At 39.8% G+C, this 19,402-nt stretch carries 22 protein-coding genes and 1 other annotated feature; of the genes, 3 read left to right on the top strand and 19 right to left on the bottom strand.

Annotation, left to right across the window (positions count from 1 at the left end; all coding sequences use genetic code 11):
- Positions 1-14: 14 nt before the first annotated feature.
- The 12 genes from prsW to PQ477_RS19210 all read right to left on the bottom strand — a co-directional run bounded on the left by prsW (position 15) and on the right by PQ477_RS19210 (position 11,738).
- Positions 15-683, bottom strand: a complete 669-nt coding sequence (prsW, locus tag PQ477_RS19155) for a glutamic-type intramembrane protease PrsW (protein ID WP_035398231.1) — start codon at positions 681-683, stop codon at positions 15-17.
- 85 nt (positions 684-768) lie between these two features.
- A complete protein-coding gene (locus PQ477_RS19160) occupies positions 769-1,728 on the bottom strand; it encodes an asparaginase (protein WP_035398218.1) in 960 nt (319 codons plus the stop codon).
- Entirely contained in the window at positions 1,725-2,699 is a 975-nt protein-coding gene (locus PQ477_RS19165; RefSeq protein ID WP_274272708.1) for a YpdA family putative bacillithiol disulfide reductase, read from the bottom strand. Before PQ477_RS19165 ends, PQ477_RS19160 begins: the two co-directional genes overlap by 4 nt.
- 95 nt (positions 2,700-2,794) lie before the next feature.
- Complete coding sequence (locus PQ477_RS19170) at positions 2,795-4,057, bottom strand: Glu/Leu/Phe/Val family dehydrogenase (protein ID WP_060705394.1); 1,263 nt, start codon at positions 4,055-4,057, stop codon at positions 2,795-2,797.
- 200 nt (positions 4,058-4,257) lie between these two features.
- Positions 4,258-4,884 (bottom strand): hypothetical protein, encoded by a 627-nt coding sequence (locus tag PQ477_RS19175; protein WP_035398216.1) that lies wholly within the window; start codon positions 4,882-4,884, stop codon positions 4,258-4,260.
- On the bottom strand, positions 4,881-6,329 hold the full coding sequence (locus PQ477_RS19180; RefSeq protein WP_274272709.1) for a sensor histidine kinase: 1,449 nt from the start codon (positions 6,327-6,329) through the stop codon (positions 4,881-4,883). Before PQ477_RS19180 ends, PQ477_RS19175 begins: the two co-directional genes overlap by 4 nt.
- Positions 6,326-7,015, bottom strand: a complete 690-nt coding sequence (locus PQ477_RS19185; RefSeq protein ID WP_274272710.1) for a response regulator transcription factor — start codon at positions 7,013-7,015, stop codon at positions 6,326-6,328. The genes PQ477_RS19180 and PQ477_RS19185 overlap by 4 nt, the downstream gene beginning before the upstream one ends.
- A 154-nt stretch (positions 7,016-7,169) precedes the next feature.
- A complete protein-coding gene (locus PQ477_RS19190) occupies positions 7,170-7,772 on the bottom strand; it encodes a genetic competence negative regulator (RefSeq protein ID WP_035398207.1) in 603 nt (200 codons plus the stop codon).
- Between the two features lie 102 nt (positions 7,773-7,874).
- The gene (locus PQ477_RS19195) at positions 7,875-8,771 is read right to left on the bottom strand and encodes a MerR family transcriptional regulator (RefSeq protein ID WP_144559088.1); all 897 of its coding nucleotides are present in this window, start codon (positions 8,769-8,771) and stop codon (positions 7,875-7,877) included.
- 267 nt (positions 8,772-9,038) lie between these two features.
- On the bottom strand, positions 9,039-10,241 hold the full coding sequence (locus PQ477_RS19200; RefSeq protein ID WP_144559089.1) for a M20 family metallopeptidase: 1,203 nt from the start codon (positions 10,239-10,241) through the stop codon (positions 9,039-9,041).
- A gap of 271 nt (positions 10,242-10,512) precedes the next feature.
- Positions 10,513-11,352 carry a helix-turn-helix domain-containing protein gene (locus tag PQ477_RS19205; RefSeq protein WP_274272711.1) on the bottom strand — a complete coding sequence of 280 codons (840 nt, stop codon included), beginning with the start codon at positions 11,350-11,352 and terminating at the stop codon, positions 10,513-10,515.
- Between the two features lie 182 nt (positions 11,353-11,534).
- Positions 11,535-11,738, bottom strand: coding sequence for a helix-turn-helix transcriptional regulator (locus tag PQ477_RS19210; protein WP_035398199.1), 204 nt, complete (start codon positions 11,736-11,738; stop codon positions 11,535-11,537).
- 156 nt (positions 11,739-11,894) lie between these two features.
- On the opposite strand from PQ477_RS19210, the gene PQ477_RS19215 reads away from it, so the two are divergent.
- Entirely contained in the window at positions 11,895-12,191 is a 297-nt protein-coding gene (locus tag PQ477_RS19215; protein ID WP_035398197.1) for a helix-turn-helix domain-containing protein, read from the top strand.
- A 14-nt stretch (positions 12,192-12,205) separates the two neighbouring features.
- Here PQ477_RS19215 and PQ477_RS19220 read toward each other — a convergent pair whose 3' ends face one another.
- From PQ477_RS19220 to PQ477_RS19235, 4 genes are read right to left on the bottom strand one after another with little or no spacing between them, the layout of a single operon-like run.
- Positions 12,206-12,619: a DUF2663 family protein gene (locus PQ477_RS19220; protein ID WP_186370611.1), complete on the bottom strand. Its 414-nt coding sequence runs from the start codon at positions 12,617-12,619 to the stop codon at positions 12,206-12,208.
- 44 nt (positions 12,620-12,663) lie between these two features.
- Entirely contained in the window at positions 12,664-12,858 is a 195-nt protein-coding gene (locus tag PQ477_RS19225) for a hypothetical protein (RefSeq protein ID WP_035398193.1), read from the bottom strand.
- The gene (locus PQ477_RS19230; protein ID WP_144559092.1) at positions 12,855-14,369 is read right to left on the bottom strand and encodes a RecQ family ATP-dependent DNA helicase; all 1,515 of its coding nucleotides are present in this window, start codon (positions 14,367-14,369) and stop codon (positions 12,855-12,857) included. Before PQ477_RS19230 ends, PQ477_RS19225 begins: the two co-directional genes overlap by 4 nt.
- Positions 14,356-15,408 (bottom strand): YpbB family protein, encoded by a 1,053-nt coding sequence (locus PQ477_RS19235; protein ID WP_186370612.1) that lies wholly within the window; start codon positions 15,406-15,408, stop codon positions 14,356-14,358. The genes PQ477_RS19230 and PQ477_RS19235 overlap by 14 nt, the downstream gene beginning before the upstream one ends.
- A gap of 114 nt (positions 15,409-15,522) precedes the next feature.
- Between PQ477_RS19235 and PQ477_RS19240 the strand changes: the two genes are divergently transcribed.
- Positions 15,523-15,777, top strand: coding sequence for a ferredoxin (locus tag PQ477_RS19240; protein WP_035398190.1), 255 nt, complete (start codon positions 15,523-15,525; stop codon positions 15,775-15,777).
- A gap of 147 nt (positions 15,778-15,924) precedes the next feature.
- Positions 15,925-16,130: a binding site (T-box leader), on the top strand.
- A 57-nt stretch (positions 16,131-16,187) separates the two neighbouring features.
- Positions 16,188-17,774 carry a phosphoglycerate dehydrogenase gene (gene serA / locus PQ477_RS19245; protein ID WP_144559094.1) on the top strand — a complete coding sequence of 529 codons (1,587 nt, stop codon included), beginning with the start codon at positions 16,188-16,190 and terminating at the stop codon, positions 17,772-17,774.
- A 45-nt stretch (positions 17,775-17,819) separates the two neighbouring features.
- On the opposite strand, the gene PQ477_RS19250 is transcribed toward serA, so the two are convergent.
- Genes PQ477_RS19250 through PQ477_RS19260 form a run of 3 tightly spaced genes read right to left on the bottom strand, consistent with a single transcriptional unit; the run spans position 17,820 to position 19,402 of the window.
- Positions 17,820-17,993, bottom strand: a complete 174-nt coding sequence (locus PQ477_RS19250; protein WP_158332069.1) for a hypothetical protein — start codon at positions 17,991-17,993, stop codon at positions 17,820-17,822.
- 53 nt (positions 17,994-18,046) lie between these two features.
- Positions 18,047-18,598 (bottom strand): cob(I)yrinic acid a,c-diamide adenosyltransferase, encoded by a 552-nt coding sequence (locus tag PQ477_RS19255; protein ID WP_035398187.1) that lies wholly within the window; start codon positions 18,596-18,598, stop codon positions 18,047-18,049.
- A 12-nt stretch (positions 18,599-18,610) separates the two neighbouring features.
- A complete protein-coding gene (locus PQ477_RS19260; RefSeq protein ID WP_144559095.1) occupies positions 18,611-19,402 on the bottom strand; it encodes an ABC transporter ATP-binding protein in 792 nt (263 codons plus the stop codon).

A 19,402-nucleotide genomic window follows, 5' to 3' on the forward strand; every position in this document is an offset into this window, starting at 1 on the left:
GCTATACTCCTCCTTTAGTCCATCTGACTCTTCTCATTTTCATTGAGCTTGTTCGCTTTTTTGATTTTCCATATTGCCAATAACCAAAGACCAACCATAAAAGGAATCATTAAAAGTAAAAAATAATGTCCAAAATCCATTAAAATATAGTCATAGCTTCCGTGTAAGATCATCGGAAAAACAGCTGCTAATACTAGAAATAGACGCCTTTTAGATCGATGGTATTTTGCCCTTCCAATATAGTAGCCCATCACAATGCCATACACTGCATGAGCAGTCGTTGGTAATAAGGTACGGGGAAGAACATGATCGAATCCGTAAGCAATCATATATAAGCTGTTTTCAACTGTTGCAAATCCAAGTGACAGCGCTACACCAAAAACAATTCCATCAAGAGGTTGTCTTAATTGACCGTGTTGATAAGCAAAAATGAACAACATCAGCCATTTTAACCCTTCTTCAATCAATCCGTAAAGCAAAAAAGCTTTTATTAACGGTTCCGTTATCATTTCTTCTTCCGTTAACGCAAATTGAATGACCGATATCGGAAGAACGAGGAGAGCGCCAATAATAAAAATTCGCAGAACTAAAAACATAGCCCCTCGGCTAAAAGAATCACGCAAGTAAACATAGGAGAACAACGCCATGGCTGGTGCCAGAGCCGCAATAACAAAAGAAATCAAGGCTTGTCGACCCACTCTCTAAAAAGGAAGTCCACTAATTACTCACAGTATACGCTTCACACTGATGAGACTCAAGTAACATCCCTTATGAAAAACCAAGCATAACATCTTTCTTTGCGGCTGTTAACACGAGGGTTTTGACCCGTGCTTTTTTACTATCGTAATCTGAGCCTAAAACAACACCTAGTTGCTCAAGATGATGTGCACTTCCTTTATAGTCATACGTTGGATATACTTTTCCTTCTTCCGATGACGTTGTTAATATAATCGGTTTTCCCATACGAAGCGCCTCTTCAATCGGTGCCACTAATTGTGGGGGCACTTGTCCACGTCCTACCGCTTCCAATACAAGCCCATCAACCGTTTCAATGAGAGCTCGTAACGTTTTCTCAGACATACCTAAATAAATTTTCGCAATACCGATCTCTTTGAAACGAGGTTCCGTTAATTCATACATTTCCCGACGAATTGGTTTTTGATACGTAAAAATAACATCATTGTCAATAATCCCCAAATATCCAAAGCCAAATGCGTTAAAACCTTGAATATTTGATGCATGCTCCTTTTTCACATAACGAGCAGAAAAAATGCGCTCATTAAAGACAACAACACAACCTGTCCCTTTCAAATCTGGTTCACATGCCGCATAGATCGCATGTCGTAGATTCATAAAAGCATCACTACCTGTATCTTCTGGTCCTCGCTGCGAACCTGTTACAACAACTGGTCTTTCATCTGTATTCGTTAAATCTAAATAATAAGCTGTTTCCTCTAATGTATCTGTACCATGTGTTACGACGACCCCATCAACATCTTTCGATTGAAACGCTTGTTTGATTTCTGTTGCAAGTATATGCCAATCCTCTGGAACAAGGTGCACACTTGGTTTTTGCAAAACAGAGCGAACCGTTACATGGATATCCGTTGGCAAGCCACATAGCTCCGCAAGCTCTTCCCCTGTTAATTCACCTGCCACTAGCTTACCATTTTCACCAGTTGTGCTTGCAATTGTTCCACCTGTAGTTAAAAGTACGACGTGCCTCACTGCATTTCCTCCATTTTCTGTTTTTGGATAATAGCGGCAGCAATCTGCTTCCCATGCTCTCTTCCATTTTCAATAAAGATTTCATTAGCGTTATTCCCTGCTGCTATAACACCCGCTATAAATAAATGGGCAACGTTTGTTTCCATTGTTGCGCTTTGAAAGCTCGGGCGACCTGTTGCTTCATCTACTTCCACACCCATACTTCGAATGAATGAATGATCTGGATGGTAGCCTGTCATGGCAAAAACAAAGTCTGCCTTGGCGTGGTTTTCTTGTCCATCCTGTTTATAGTGAACGGCCTTTTCCGTAATCTTTGTAATATGCGCACCAAACTCTAGTTGAATACGCCCATTATTAACGAGAGAAATCACTTCAGGCAGAATCCACGGCTTCACGCTTTTCGAATAATCATCACCACGGTAAAGCAATGTAACACGAGCACCTGCTTTTTCAAGCTCTAACGCTGCATCCACAGCCGAGTTCTTCCCACCGATAACAACAACGTCATGATCAAAAAAAGGATGAGCTTCCTTAAAATAATGCATCACATGCTCACTTGCTTCCCCTGGAACGTTCATATAATTAGGTGAATCATAGTAACCAGTAGCCACAACCACATTCCGAGCTTTATACAGTTGTTTCGTTGTTTTTACAGTAAACACGTTGTTCTGTTTTGATACATCTAGCACTTCCTCATATGCATGGACGTTTACTTTTTTACGCTTAGCAACCATTCGGTAATACACAAGCGCTTGGTTCCGTCTCGGTTTCCGTTCTTCTGTAATAAAAGGCACCTCTCCAATTTCCAATCGTTCACTCGTACTGAAAAAGGTTTGGTGCGTTGGATACCGATAAATGGCATTCACAATATTCTCTTTTTCAATGATTAAAGAGGACAAGCCTTTTTTATCACACTCAATTGCCGCTGATAAACCACATGGCCCTGCTCCAATGATTATTACATCGTACATACACTAATCAACCTCTTTTCAACGCTCATTCATAACCAAAACCCCTGTGCGCAAAAAAACGATCACAAGGGTCCTCACATGAAAAGTATATCAAATTAAACCCAACCACGAAAACGAGATGCTTCTGCCATTCGGCGGACACCTACCATATATGCAGCTAAACGCATATCCACTTTGCGCCTTTTCGCTAATTGATAAATATGGTCAAAGGCTTCAACTAGTACGGTTTGAAGTTTTCCTTCGACTTCTTCTGCCGACCAATAAAAACCTTGATTGTTCTGCACCCACTCAAAGTAAGAAACCGTTACCCCTCCTGCACTAGCTAGAACATCAGGAACAAGAAGAATGCCACGTTCCGATAAAATTTTCGTTGCTTCTAAGGTTGTTGGACCATTCGCAGCTTCCACAACAATTGATGCTTTAATGTTTCCAGCGTTGCGAGCTGTGATTTGGTTTTCAATTGCAGCAGGCACTAAAATATCGCATTCCATTTCGAGCAATTCTTCATTCGTAATGGTGTCTTTAAACAGCTTGGTCACTGTTCCAAAACTATCTCGTCGATCAAGTAAATAGTCAATATCAAGTCCTTCTGAATCATACAGAGCTCCATATGCATCCGCAATACCCACAACTAATGCGCCTGCATCAGACATGAATTTCGCTAAAAAGCTCCCCGCATTTCCAAAACCTTGAATGATGACTTTTGCTCCGTCCATATCAATACCTTGTTTTTTTGCTGCTTCATTTACACAAATGGTTACGCCTTTAGCAGTAGCAGATTCTCTTCCGTGCGAACCACCAAGTACAAGTGGTTTCCCAGTAATAAATCCTGGTGAATCAAACTCGCGAATGCGACTATATTCATCAAGCATCCAAGCCATAATTTGAGAATTCGTAAACACATCTGGGGCGGGAATATCCTTCGTCGGGCCAACAATTTGACTAATCGCACGTACATAACCTCTGCTTAGTCGCTCTACTTCCCGAAAAGACATCGTTCTAGGGTCACAAACAATGCCTCCCTTTCCTCCCCCATACGGCAGATTAACAATACCTGCTTTTAGACTCATCCAAATCGATAGTGCTTTCACTTCTTTTTCCGTTACATCAGGGTGGAAGCGAACGCCTCCCTTTGTTGGACCCACAGAGTCATTATGCTGGGCACGATAACCTGTAAAGATTTTGGTCGATCCGTCATCCATTCTTACTGGAATACGAACCGTCATCATACGCATCGGCTCTTTTAATAATTCATACATTTCTTCCGGATAGCCTAATTTACTTAACGCAGTATGTATAATGGATTGAGTTGACGCAAGAACATCATTCGTACCTGTTCGATTCGCGCTTTCGTCCATTGATTCTGTCACCTCACGGAATTTTCCTTTTTTCATTCAACACTTCTAATGATAATGAAACAAGGCAGGGAATGCCACCCTTATTTTGTCCAATTTATCATTGGTGTAAATCTTTCTATCTGTATTCCACATTTCAACCTTCTTAATCATCGTCAGTAGCGTTCCTATTTACTTACCATTTTCCTAAAAAAAGCTGTCGATCATTCATCATCATGAACAAAGTGATACGCCTGTTCATCAAGAATAAATACACCTTCTGGAATATCCGGATTAATCTTAAAATAACTTGCTTCAAGCCCAATTTGTTCTCCATTAATATGTTCCGTTTGCTTTAATACAACAAGAGATTGTTTATCAACCCAAAGTTCGTATTCTAAGACGTCATCCTGATAAAACTCGACGTGAAAGACGTTTCGTTTTAACAGCTTATTTTTTTTACTTTCACTAAAGCGAATGTCATGTGTCGAGGAAAGGTAATCAATCTCATTAACTAAATAGTTTCGACCAGTTGAGATAAGTCCTTCTCGTTCATATTCGTACACTTCATTTGTTTGGTGATCAACCTCAAACAATTTTTGACCATCATAAAGCTCTGAATAGAGTAAGGAATCGTTAATATACGAATCCACTCGCTGCCTCGCCTCACTTTCAGCGAAAACATGCATCTTCCATCCTTCCTCATCTTCTAAGACTAGTTCAAATGGTAGAAATTCACTTTCCTGATTGAACGCTTCCTCTAATAAGGCGTTTGCATCCATTGATGTATAAAAACACCCTCCCATTAATAAAAGCATTGCTACGCCCCACGCAATATACCGTCTTTTCACTCTATCCCCCCTGTTACGTTACGATGTGCTAATGGAAGCATAAAATAAAATGTGCTTCCTTTCTCTAACGATGATTGAAGCCCCATTTTTCCACCATGTTTTTGAATAAGCTCTCGACAAATGGCGAGCCCTAAGCCAACACCACTTTCATTTGACTGATTTCGCGCTTTTTCTACCTGATAAAAAGAATCAAATACATGAGCCTGCTCTTCAGGTGAAATGCCTTTACCTGTGTCTTTGACAACAAAATAAACATGCGCTTCTTCGTGCTCTATGGAGTGAGTAGCGAGCTTTTTTGCCTGTGTTGTAGCAAGTAACGAAATACTGCCGCCTTCTGGTGTATAGTGAACTGCATTAGCAACAAGATTATCTACGACTTGTATTAACCGATCAACATCAACATAAAGTTCTGCATCGGCACAATCGATGGCAATTGTAAAATGATGGTTTTTCCACTGATCTTTATAGCCGTCAAAAAGCGTATCGGCAAGCTCCTCTGCATCAACTTGCTGCAAATCCAACAAAAAACTTGTTGCGCGGATTTGGGAGTACATTAATAAGTCAGCGATTAATCGCTGCATATAGCGAGTTTTGGCTAAAATAACAGACGCATACTCATCTTTCTTATCGTCACTTTCTATTAGCCCTTCAGCATAAGCACGGATAGAAGTTAGTGGCGTACGTAAATCATGAGAAATGGAAGCGATAAGTTTTTGCCGATTTCCTTCAACCCGCTGTTTCTCTCGTTCGGTTTCGACTAATTGAGCAGTCATAATGGCAAAGTCATCAAGCAATACTCCAACTTCCGTTCGCCTATGTGTGGATCCATGAAGCTTAACCTCTCTTTTGCCATCACCAATATGCTGCATCTGCTCTTTCATCCACGTAAAAGGCACAAGCATATTTCGCTTAAACCAGTGTTGAACGATGTAAAATGTAATGGCGCTACTACACCCAAAAAATAAGAACGTTAACAGGTAGATTAACGAAGCATCTTGTTGAATATCACCTTGATGAAAGCGAATTTCATAATACCCTGTCAATGTATCTTCAAAGAAAAGCGGTTCCTTGTAGATAAAGGTACCATCACGTGTTTGAAGTTCATAGAGGTTGCTCATCATATCAGCTGGGCTTAAATAAGACGCAAACAGTCCAGGCTCCGATTGGGAAACAAGCTTCCGCTGCGCAGAATAAAGAGCAATATCCGCAACTTCACCATGATAGTGCTGTGTTTGCATCAAAACTGCTTCAGGATCTGTCTTAATTGCTTCCGCCTGTCTAGCAAGACCGCTGCCGATTGCTTTTGCTTTTGAAATCGCTTCAACATAAAGCTCACTTTGCCCCTGAACCGCTCGATTAACTTGTATGCTAAATAAACTAGTTGTTATAAAGGGAACAATTGCCGTAAGAATTAATAGTAAATTTAATTGACCGCGGAGCTTCATGCGCCGGGTGTGGCGATAAACTTGTAACCAATGCCCCAAACCGTTTCAATAAAACGCGGTGCTTTTTTTCGATCATTTAGCTTATCTCGTAAATTTTTAATATGTACCGTTACAGTGCGGCTATCAAATCCATCACTGTTCCAAATTTGATTATACAATTCCTCTTTCGTAAATACTGTCCCTCTATTTTCCGCTAGAAATAAAAATAACTGATATTCTTTCGCCGTTAACACCAGTGGTTGATCTTGAATGGTCAGCTGTCTTCCTCTTCGATCCACCTTCACCTCATGAAACTGAAGCTCATTCTCTTCTCGAAACGATTGAACTGGGACGTGTCGACGTAATTGAACTTTTACACGAGCTACTAGCTCAGATGGACTAAATGGTTTTGTTACATAATCGTCAGCGCCAATTTCTAAACTTTGTATTTTGTCTACATCTGTTTGCTTTGCACTGACAACAATAATCGGTATATTTGAAAATGTTCGTGCTTCTTTGCATAAAGAAAATCCATCTTTTTTTGGTAGCATTAAATCAATGATCGCTACTTTATATGCATGCTCTTTTAGCTTTTGTAACCCCGTCTCTCCATCTTCACACCATGTTACGTACAAATTTTCTTTCTTTAAATAATCTGTAATAATTGTGGCAATTGCTTTATCGTCTTCCACTAAAAGCACATCCATAGTCCCACCCCATGTGCAATTTTTAATTCTATTTTACCAAATTTCAGCAATGAAATATAGATCTTTTCCAGTATTTCACCTATTCATCAAGGAATCCCAGCCATAGAAAAAGCTCGTAGACTATATCGTCGACAAGCTTTACAATGTTTTTATTTTAGTTCGCTGGGTAAAAAGTTTGGAATAAATACGCAATCGTATTCGCTTCAATTAGTTTCTTACCGTACTCAGCAATACGATGAAATGAAATCGTAGCAGGACTTCCAAACTCAGACAATATGGCCACTAAAGCATCTTCATTTATTTGTTCTAGGTCGTCGTCGGATAGCTTTAGAAAAAAACGATTTTCATAAGAATAAAGTTCTCCTCCACCCATGTCGATTGCTTTTAAACGCGGTATTAGGCCAACAACATCTTCGAATGATTTAAACTCATAAAATACATCATCAATTTCGTCTAATGTTAACTGCATTTCGATAAAGCCATCTTCATAATCATCTGTATCATAATCATCCGACTGTGTCCCTTTTGTGACAATAAAGACCATGCCTTGTGCTGGCATAGCGAATACTTCAACTGCAATCGGACCATCTACTTTAAAACCTAATTCATCATCTGCTTCAAGCATCATATCACGAAATAAGTCATGTACTTTCGGTACATCTTGCCATAAATCTTCTTTCGTAATTCCTCGTTCTTCCATATCATCAAAGGTTAAGAAAACCTTAAACTTATCAATCGCCAAACGCTCTAATCGCATCCCTATACCTCCTTATGACCAGGCTATCCCATCTCAAACATTTATACGATACTTTATGTTTGCATGCATTAGATGGTTCAACGTTTTTATCTAAAATCAAATCTAATTCATATGCTCTAGCCATAATTCCCAATCTGCTCTTGATTTTCCAACAAAGAGATCAGCATGATGCTTCTTTTGATCATCCGTTAAACCGTTAAATGCGTCCCCAATAATACCACTTTTTTTAATAAATGACTTTTCAGCTACATAGCGCACATGATTAGCAGCTTGCTCAAAATGCACCCTATCCATAGAAGAAATAATCATCAGTTCAGGCTGAATTTGTTCCATTACTAATTCAACATCTTCTAGTGGAATCCCTGCATCTAAACAAATCACATCCATGCCTTTCCGCTTTAAATAAAATGAAAAAACGCGTAGTAAAATGGAATAGGAATCGCCTTGATATGAAAACAATAACGCCTTAGGCATTAAGTTGTTTTTTGGAATACTTAGCATGACATTTTTCACTTTTGCGCCGAGTATTTGAAACATATATTGCTTATGAATGTTAGTCATAGACGGCTGCTTGTCCATTTCTTCTAACTGTTTTTCCACTTGCATAAACAAATCAATGGTTACTCGGTCTATAGAATACATGCTATAGGCTTGATTTAAAACCGCCTGCGCACGCTCTTCATCAAAGCAAAGAAGCGCATCGGCAATTTCTCTCGCTATTTGAGCAATGTAATGGTGACCTTCTGATACATTTTCTTCATAAGTTCCTTTACGCTCTAACGATTCCACCGCTTGTTTAATCGTAAAACCTTCGTTCACTCTTTCAATAAGCGTCTGAAGCTTTAATACTTGTTCTTCGCTATACAAACGATGACCACTTTCATTACGAAAAGGGGCTACAACATGATAGCGACGTTCCCAAGCTCTTAATGTACCAGGTCTAATCCCGAGCTTCTTTGACACAGCCTTTATATTATAATTCCCTTCTTTAAAGGTCATATCCAATTCGCTCCTTACCAATTCAACCAGCTGCCTGTTTCGTTATTCGACCGTTTGCTAATGTTCAATTCTTATATCCTTTTTTCATTAGGTTAATCATTTTATGAAAATCTTTTCGTTATTAAAAGGTATAGCAGTATCATACCACACTCTATTCAAACCACGCACATATGCGATTTAGTCGTCATGTGAAGATACAAATGCAGCGACTTCCTAATAAATATGCACAAAAAAAGCAGATCCTCTAAGATCTGCTTTTTGATCTGTTTAATTTACCGCTTGTGTAGTTGCGTTTAATTCAGCCAATGCATAGAGCGCAACTGCGCCTAAATGTTTAGCGGCAATAAGCATCGATTCCTCGTCAATGGTAAACTTCGGATGATGATGGGGATACGTAATGCCTTCTTGTTCATTCCCTGCTCCAGTAAAGAAAAATGCACCAGGAACTTTTTGCAAATAGTAGGAAAAATCTTCACCGCCCATTACAGGAGGAATCTCGTAGACATTAGCAGAATTAAAAAACGGCTCGGATGACTGCTTTAACCACTCTGTTGCCTCTGGATGGTTAATGACTGCAGGATATCCTTTAGCGTAATGAAACTCATAGGTGGCGCCATAGGCATCGCAAACCCCTTTTGTAACATCTTCCATTCGCTTAATCACTTGCTCTTGAACCGGTTGACTAAAGGTCCGCACCGTCCCTGTTAAATTGGCTACATCACTCACAACATTAAATGCGCCACCAGCATGAAAAGAAGCGATTGTAACAACTGCAGGTTCAAGGGGGTCAACATTCCGACTAACAACTTGCTGTAGTGCTAAAGAAACTGCTGAACCTACAATAACAGCATCTACTGTTTGATGGGGCATGGCTCCATGACCGCCAAACCCTGTAATATTAATTTCAAATTTGTCTGCAGCTGCCATTAAACGATCATAGGAATACCCAATTTCTCCTTTTGGAATGGGCGTCCATAAGTGGGTACCAAATATACGGTCTACACCATCTAAACAGCCGTCGTTTATCATTGCAATTGCCCCACCAGGAGCAAGCTCTTCAGCAAACTGGTGAATAAACACAATCGTCCCTGCCAAATCCGCTTTTCGTTCAGCAAGCACTTTTGCTAAAACAAGTAATGTAGCCGTATGTCCATCGTGACCACAGGCATGCATTTTTCCAGGATGTTTCGAAGCGAAGGGAAGGCCAGTTTCTTCTTGAATAGGGAGTGCATCAAAATCCGCACGAAGGGCTACAGTTTTACCGGGCTTCCCTCCCACTAACGTTCCTACAACTCCTCTACCACCTACTTCGGTTCGCACATTAACGCCAATATTTCGTAAATATTCTGCTATTTTCGCTGGCGTATGGACCTCTTCATAGGATAGTTCCGGTTCAGCATGAAACCCTCGTCTTAATTCAATCATTTCTGGGTATAGCTCGTCTAATCGTGATAGTATGTCATTCAGCATTCGTCTTTTCCCCCTTATGAACTAAAAAGGTATCCCTTATAGGAATACCGCCCATTACCATCTATACAGAATCAATCAGAATTCTGGGACATTTTAAGTAACAGAATAGCCATAACTACCGCAAGTACGACAGCCGTTAAACCGATTCCTAAAATTGCAATTAATTGACCCGCGCTCATGCTCATCTTTCCTTTCACTCCTTGAAAGCATTTTCTTCTCCTACACAGTATAGCATAAGACAAGGAACTTTCAAAGGTGGGCATCCTCTTCACTACGTCCTACATAAAGCCAATAGCTCATCGATTTGATCCATTTTCACCCTATTTTGTTCAATATAAAGTAGCTTTTTCGCTTTCTTTAAATAGATACGTGCGTCATCATATTGGAATCGTTTTACTAAGCATTGTCCATAAATATAGAAAAATTGAGCTAGTCCGATAAGAACTTGGTAATCCAAACACATCTGCTCCCCAGCTACACAATAGTATTCTGCCTCAGCATACTCACCTTTTTTAAACATGTATTGGGCGTTGCCAAGGTATGCGCGTATATATAAAGGAACGTATTGAACATGAGGTGATTGTTCATCTAACCGATGAAGCAATGTCTGAAAACAATGATGCGCATTCTCTTCCATACCAGCCTGGGCATAGATCGACCCTAAATCAGCGAGCATAAAGAATTGGTTACTCGTTGTATCTGCTTTATTGTAGCCCTTTTCCAGCTTTGAAATGGCCTCTTCCGTGGCACGGTCCACATAATGTGCACATAGTGCTTCATGCCACAGGCAAAAAGAATCATCTTGAGCTAAATTAGCAGCTCTTAATTGTTCCTGCACTTTTTGAAATTCTCCTTTTATCGCATCAAGTCTTATTTGATCTTTTGTCGTTTGAGGACAATGAGCAGGTTCAAGTTGGTGATCGAAGAAATAATTCATGTCAACGTTTAAGCGTTGGGCGATGTGGAAGAGCGTTATGCTAGAAGGGTTTAGTATACCTTTCTCAATGTTACTAATTTGTGCTTGTGTGCAAATGCCTTTTGAAAGTTCCGCTTGCGTCAAGGCATTCTTTTTTCGCAGATGATGAACTTTTCGAGCAATTTCCCCTTTCATTTTAAAAACCTCCTGACATTAGGAAAAGAGCAGGCCTTCTGCTTATTTTGGAAAAATATTCTTTAAGTATGATTATAAAGCCTCTAATCTAGAATTCCTACCTTTTTTTGAAAAAATAATTAATAAATCATTTTCTGAAAACAATATTTAAATAAAAAAACCTTAAAAAAGGTTTTAAGCTGTTAACTGTTTATCTCATCTAGGAATAAATCATCAGGTGTCATGGTAAATACGTTGGCAATTTTCACTGCTAATTCATAAGAAAGCCCTCTTTTGCCGTTTTCGATTTGCCAATAAAATGGTGTACTGACATGAATCTGTTTTGCTACTTGTTCCAGAGTCATATGATGTTCTAACCGCACTTTTCTTAATTTAGTCCGTTGCATATGATCACCCCACTAGTAATTAACCACAAGTTAACTAGATTATACTATTAACTGGTAATGCTGTAAATCATAAGTTTCTATTTAGTTAACAATTGTTTTCGTTAGCGATTTGTTAACTTATAATGAGAGTGACGAAATAAAGGGAGGGTGTATGTGATGGCGATTGATTCTAAGCGATTAAAGCAATTGCGTAAAGAACAAAAATTGACACAAGAACAGCTTGGGCGGCTTATCAACGTCACAAAAGTATCTATCTCAGGCTATGAAAATGGCAATCGAACGCCAGACACAGATACCATTAACCGAATTGCTGATGTTTTTGGTGTGACGACCGACTACCTTTTTGGTCGAACGGATCGAAAAAAACCAGCCTTTCTTTACGAGCCTGATTTAACGGAGAATGAAGAACAGTTACTTCGAGAACATCTGCATGCCTTACGTAAAAATAAATAGCGAGTGGCGATCTTTTAAGAGCGGAAGTAGAGGTTAATGGAAAACCGTTGCTCCATCTCGTTTAAATAAGCTTCTTTTTCCTCATGGGATAAATGATCGGGCAAGATTTCAGTCAAACGATCGATACATTCTTGCCTTAATGTCTCAAAATCAGTTTCTTTTTTGTCTGTTTTCTTCTTGCAGTTTATCATTTGCCCGATTAGAACGACCAAACATAAAAGTAAAATCAAAGGAATTGGCGCGAGAAGTAGGGTTGAAAAAGAGGATGACCCTTTCTGCGTAAGCGGACTTATGCTAATACCAAAAAGGAAGCTTGTACATAAAGTCCACCCTGCATAGCGCTTGCTTTTCTTTTCAAAACGTTCGAGCGTCTGCTTACGCTTAACAAGTTCATTCGTTATGTGCCCTACTGTATCTACATGTTGCACCCCTACCACCTCTTTTTGTAAAGAGTATGTCTTACTAGTGCAAATTAGACTAAAAAGAGAAACGCCATCACTAAAATGGACCCTACCAAACTAAAAAATAAGGCAAACAAGATTCGCGGCAAAAAGAGCGGCTTTTTTTTCGTTGTTTTGCTCCGCTTACGTTTATGGACATTCACACGAGATGGTAGCCGTTGCTCTTCGCTTCGATCTTCAAATTCTTCCACCTTCAACTCATTCATCTCTTTGCCCCCCTTTCTAAATACGGTTGATTAAAGATGTTGGCAAGCTCTTCATCCCATTGAAAGATATCCTTAGTTGATTCGTGTTTTTGTTTTTGAAATGAATCGAGAGTTGCTCCGCAGATGTCACAACAAATGGCCTGCAGCCTCACATGCTCATCAAAGGGATGAAGCAATAAATGGCGTCTGCACTGGTTGTGATTTTCACTATACTCAGTCATAGTGTCAAGTCGATGTTGCCTTCGTTGTTCTTGTTTTTCAAAATACGTTTTTAATTTTGAAATGGTTTCATGTTGATTCTTCCATGTTCCTTTATCATCTACGATTACGTCCCATTTTTCAAGTAAAAATAAAATCGTTTGACCTTGCTCACCGTATGATTGCTCAAGCCTCATTCGCTGTTCACTTTTACTGTTAAAAGGCATCGCAAGCAGCTGGGGCAATGTCTCTAACGACATTGTCTCTTCGACTCGATTTTGAATGAGTCGAGATGCATAAAATGGATCTTCAGGAGAAAGAAGAACGAGAGCGAAACTTGGTGAACCGTCTCGACCAGCTCGGCCAATTTCTTGTAAATAAGATGCAACATCCAGGGGTTGCTGTAAATGAATAATAAAGCGAATATCTTGTTTATTCACACCCATTCCAAAGGCATTTGTTGCACAAATTAAATCTAACTGATTTGAAAGAAATTGCTCCTGAACGAGCATTCGATCCATGCTATCCATTCCACCGTGGTAGTAGCCTACCGAAAGCTCTGGACAATCTCGTTGAAGTTGTTCACAGTACCACTCCGCTTGTGCCCTTGTTTGCGCGTATACTAAACCAGGGAGCTCGTACTCTCGAACAATCTCTTTAAGACGAATGACTTTTTGTTCATTCGTTTCATACCTTTCAACGAAAAGAGCGATATTTTCCCGATTCACTCGATCAAGGATTTCAACTGGCTGACGTAATTGAAGCTGTATTTTTATATCTTTTCGAACGTTTTCATCAGCGGTAGCTGTAATGGCTAAAGTAGGTGGATGATCGAGAGCCGCCTTCACTTCTCTTAATCGCAAATAATCAGCGCGAAAATCATGCCCCCAGTAGGAAATACAGTGCGCCTCATCGATAATAAAATACGATATAAGCTGACTTCTTAAAGCGCTGAGTACATCTTGTGCTTGAAGCATTTCTGGTGATAAATAAACAATTTTATAGTCATTTAGCTGCTGAAGAAGCTTTTGCCGCTCTTGTTTTGAAGAAAAACTATTAAGTGCTACAACTTGTTTTCGACCTGCTTTTTTTAATTGTGCTACTTGATCCTCCATAAGAGAAAGTAGTGGTGAAACAACAACCGTTAATCCTCTCGCTAAAAAAGCAGGGAGTTGGTAGCATAAAGACTTTCCTCTTCCAGTAGGTAACATGGCAAACACATCATTACCCGCCATTAGCGCTTCAATTATGTCTTTTTGCCCTTCCTTAAATGTCTGAAAACCAAACAATCGTTGTAATTCACGCTCTAACATAACGATCCCTTTCTCTCTTTGCTAAAACGAGTCGAATTTGAAAATAACTCACGTGCTCCCCAATTTCGTTTCGAATGTCTCTAAGTTTCCGATCGTCCTGCTGTTGCAAAACGGTTTCAATTTGCTTTTGTATTGAGGGCGTGACAAATGGCTCAATTGAAAATCGGTTATCACTCATTGCGATCTCAACAACATGATCTTCCACTGTCGCTGTTTTTAACTGTCGTATAGCAGCAATGCGCTCTAGTTTTACGTTTTGGTTTAATAGCTGCGCCGTTTTATTTGCTGAAGCCGTTAATCGATTCACTTCATTATGTGCGAAACATTGTGAGAGAGCTAGGTAAGTATCTTGCTGATTGTATGCACAGGAACAAAACGTATGAATGACTGCCTGAGTACGAAGCTGAACCTCTAACGCGTCCATTTTATAAACCTGGGAAAGCTGTGCTTTTGTTTGGCCAACTCGCCTTGGTCTAGAAAGCTGTCGAACAAATAGTTCGGCGTTTATTGTAGACTGCTCTCGCAGTATAGTCTCGCATTCCCAATAGAGCTGATTGTTTAAAGGCGTTACATCATGTTCGTACTGATTTAAAATGCCACGTACCCATTGCTGGTTCCAAACGTTATGGGTTGTTGGCGCAAATGACACCTTTTCGTATAAGTGACTAAGGGATTGAATGAGCAACGAGAAACGCTCCCAAAAACGACGTTCCACTTTACCAAACATCCACCCGTTCAATTGGTATAAATAAGAATGAGTAGCAAGACATGCATTTTTTCGAGCCTCTGCCTTTTTCGTTGGCACACAAATATCCTGCTCAAACGTAATGAACTGATCTTTTTCCAATGTTTCAAGAGTATGTTGAAACGCTTCTTTTGTTAAATGTGGCAACGTACCAAAAAGAAAGAGTTGATTAAAGAACGTACCATCTTGCACCGTTTGAATCGTTCGCTTGCCTTGTAACAAATGATACGCAGCCATGGCCGAACGTTTTCCTCGAAATAACGCAAGTGCCGTTACGATTAGGTCTTCTCTCATAGTAACCTCCATCCGTCCATCTCTTTATTTTAGCAAAGCTTTTTGTTTTTTTCATTGTTAAAACCTGAATATCTGCTACAATGGAGTGCATTAGAGTCAAAGAGGAGTAAAAGGATGACGAATAAATGCTTTACCATTGTAGATATGGATACTTGTATTGCATGTGGTGCATGCGGTGCTGTCGCTCCTGATATCTATGATTACAATGATGAGGGACTTGCTTATGTTTACATAGACGACAATACTGGATCAGCGTTAATACCAGATGTTCTTGTAGACGATGTCATTGATGCGAAAAATGGATGCCCGACGGATTCAATTAAAATTGCATCGAAACCATTTGATGGCGACCCGATGAAATACGAATGAAATAAACATTTAAACGTTAGATCTTTCGTTATATAAGCAAAAAAACCTATGAAGGACTAGTTTTTCAGATAATTCATTTCAAATAACGAATAATTAGTGGTTGACGTTCCAATCTTCTATGTGGTACAGTACTAAAAACTGAATCGTTTAAATACAATGATGAAGAGATGACAAGAAAACGGTTGATGCAGAGAGCTGATGGTTGGTGAAAATCAGTGAGGCCTTCTTGAATAGCACTTCTGAGTAGGCTTATCGAACAAGAGTAGATAAGTTCCGGGATCTCCGTTATGAATTGAGTTATGTAAAAGGTATTTACATAAATGAGGGTGGTACCGCGCTAAATCGCCCCTCACAGCTTTCAATGGAAAGCTGTGTTTTTTTTTATTTTTTTTTAAAAGGAGAGAAACAGAATGGACAAAGAGAGACAGTATCGCGTACTAGTAGCAGATAGTATGAGTGAAGCAGGGTTAGCACCACTATTACAAGCACCGGATGTTATTGTTGATCAAAGAAGTATTCAAGAAACCGACGATCTAGCACAGTATGACGCCCTTCTGATCCGAAGCGGAACAACCGTAACAGAAGAAGTACTATTAAAAATGCCAAATGTAAAAATTATTGCCCGAGCCGGTGTAGGTGTTGATAACGTCGACGTGCAAGCTGCTACTAAGCACGGTGTTGTCGTCATCAATGCACCTGATGGCAACACGATTTCTACTGCAGAGCATACCTTTGCCATGATGTGCTCATTATTGCGCAACATTCCTCAAGCAAACGCATCATTAAAAGATGGTAAATGGGAACGCAAATTGTATCAAGGAGCAGAATTAAATAAAAAGAAACTTGGTATTATTGGTTTCGGTAGAATTGGTACACAACTTGCTCGTCGCGCAAAAGCATTTGATATGCAAGTAGTTGTATACGATCCATTTTTAACAGTGGAACGAGCGGAAAAATTAGGGATACAAAAAGCAGATTTACACGATGTCTTGCGCCAATCGGATATTATAACTGTCCATACACCACTAACAAAAGAAACAAAAGGTTTATTAAATATGGAAACCATCCCATTAACGAAAAAAGGTGTATATTTAATCAACTGTGCTAGAGGTGGCATTATTGATGAAAAAGCTTTGTATCATTTTTTAGAAAATGGCCATGTTGCCGGAGCAGCTTTAGATGTGTTTACCGAAGAACCGGTAACAGATCAAGCACTCATTGAACACGCTAACGTTGTTGCAACACCACATATTGCCGCTTCAACAAAGGAAGCACAGCTAAATGTTGCCTCACAAGTGGCTGAAGAGGTTCTCGCATTTCTTCAAGGGGAGCCAGCGAGGAATTCAATTAATTTGCCGACTTTGTCAAAAGAGCTGTATGAGAAAATCAAACCTCAATACGAGTTAGCAAAGACGATGGGTTCATTATTATCACAACTAATGCGTATCCCGGTCCAAGAGATCAATGTGTATTATAGTGGATCAACCACTCAAGGAGATACGAGCATATTAACAAGAAGCTTAATGGCTGGGTTTTTACAACCACGGGTGGATGCCGCTGTCAACGATGTCAATGCATCATTAATTGCTAGAGAACGTGGCATTAATTATGGTGAAAAACAACTAACCGATCATTTCGGTTATGAAAATCTTATTCATGCTGTTGCAGTCGGTGAAGAACGTTCGTTTGAGATAAAAGCAACGTATATTAAGGATTACGGTCCACGTATTGTTTCCCTTAACGAATTTTCTGTTGACATCGTTGCACAAGGGCATATTCTCTATATTCAGCATTTTGATCGCCCAGGTGTTATTGGCAAAATGGGGCAGTTGCTAGCGCAGCACGATGTCAACATCGCAACGATGCAAGTGGGTCGTAAGTCGGTTGGTGGTGAGGCAATTATGCTCGTAAATGTAGATAAACACGTTGAAGATGGAATCGTAGAGGAACTTGTAAAATTTGATGAAATCAAGCTCGTGCATGTGATTGACTTATAAAGATGAATAAACGGTTCATGCTTATCATGCGTGAACCGTTCTTCTTTACACGTAAACATCGTCCATTAGACATGTACTCTTCACGACATTTTGTCTGTCACCTATTACCATTCGCTCTTCTTCTATCATCCATTTCACACTGAAGAAAAGTAAACCGATAACGAACGTCAGCACAAACACAATGCTAAGTCGCTTGACAAAATCAACCATTGATGCCATAAAAGCCTCCCACTTTTTTTCTCCATGGGAACTATATGAGTACCATTTGCTTTTTATGAATGGAAATGCTTCTCTCCTACATAAGCTACGTCAACTACTCCTGTTTGTTTATTTGCTAATCGTGCTAAAGTAAAGAAGTAGTCTGATAGGCGGTTCATATACACTTGCAGTTCTGCAGGAATAGCAGTCTCTATATCATTCACACGTCGCTCTGCTTTTCTTGCTTCCGTTCGACACAGATGTAGCGCACAGGCAGTAGCACACCCACCTGGTAAAATAAAATACGCAAGTGGTTCCAATGACTCTGTGTGCATATCAATGCGCTGTTCCAACTCTTCGGTGTGAGCAGCTGTAATTTTATAAGGAATTGTCTCCTTTACGTTTGCTAAATCAGCCCCGTAATCAAATAATTGATTGGATACAACCATTAGTTCACTTGAGATGTTCGTTAAATCCTCCTGCTGTGCACGATAGATAGCTTGGCCAATGGTACTATTTAATTCATCGACTGCACCAATCGCTTCAATCCGAGTATCTGTTTTATTCAATCGCGCTCCTAAAATGCTTGTTTTTCCTTTATCTCCACCCCGAGTATAAATCTTCATTCTTTCATCCTCCTAACGAAAATCAACATAATATGGTAGAACGCTAAATTGTTTACGGCCTGAATACGGTTCGGTTGTTTCTGAAAACGCCGACCCATAAAGTGCCCTTAACTTATCGCTTGTAAGTTGCTGCTGTGTTTCGCCATAACCTTGAACATTTCCTTCTTTTAGAAGGAGCACGTTGTCACAATATAAACTTGCTAAATTCACATCATGTAAAATGCATACAACGGTTAAGTCATTTTTTTTAACCTGTTGATGTAAGTAGTCCATAAGTGCTACTTGGTGCGCAAGATCTAAATGATTGGTCGGCTCGTCTAGTAATAAAAGTTCAGGTGCTTGCGCTAACGCTTGCGCCAGCCACACCCGCTGTCGTTCTCCACCGCTAAGTGTCAGCATAGAACGATGCGCTAACGTGCTCACTTTCGTTTCCCGCATCGCATCATCGATCATCATTCGATCTGTTTTAGAAAGCTGTGGGAGCAAACCATTTAAATACGGATAACGCCCCAATTCAACTACGCTTTGAACCGTTGTATGAAAAGATGAAGAGGGTTCCTGAGTTAAAACAGCTACTTTGCGTGCCCGTTGTTTTGCCTTCATTTTTTCCAGCGGTTCATCATTAAAAAGAATATGCCCAGATTGGAACGATTTCACTCCTGTTATAGCCTGAAGCAAAGTTGTTTTTCCGCTACCATTTTCTCCTAGAATGCCAACCATTTCTCCTTTTTTTACAGTAAACGAAATATTGTCTAGTATCGTACGATCTCCGATGCGAACGCACACTCCTCGAACATCTAACAT

Origin of the sequence: Shouchella hunanensis (assembly GCF_028735875.1) — a bacterium.
In the GTDB taxonomy this organism is placed as follows: domain Bacteria; phylum Bacillota; class Bacilli; order Bacillales; family Bacillaceae_D; genus Shouchella; species Shouchella hunanensis.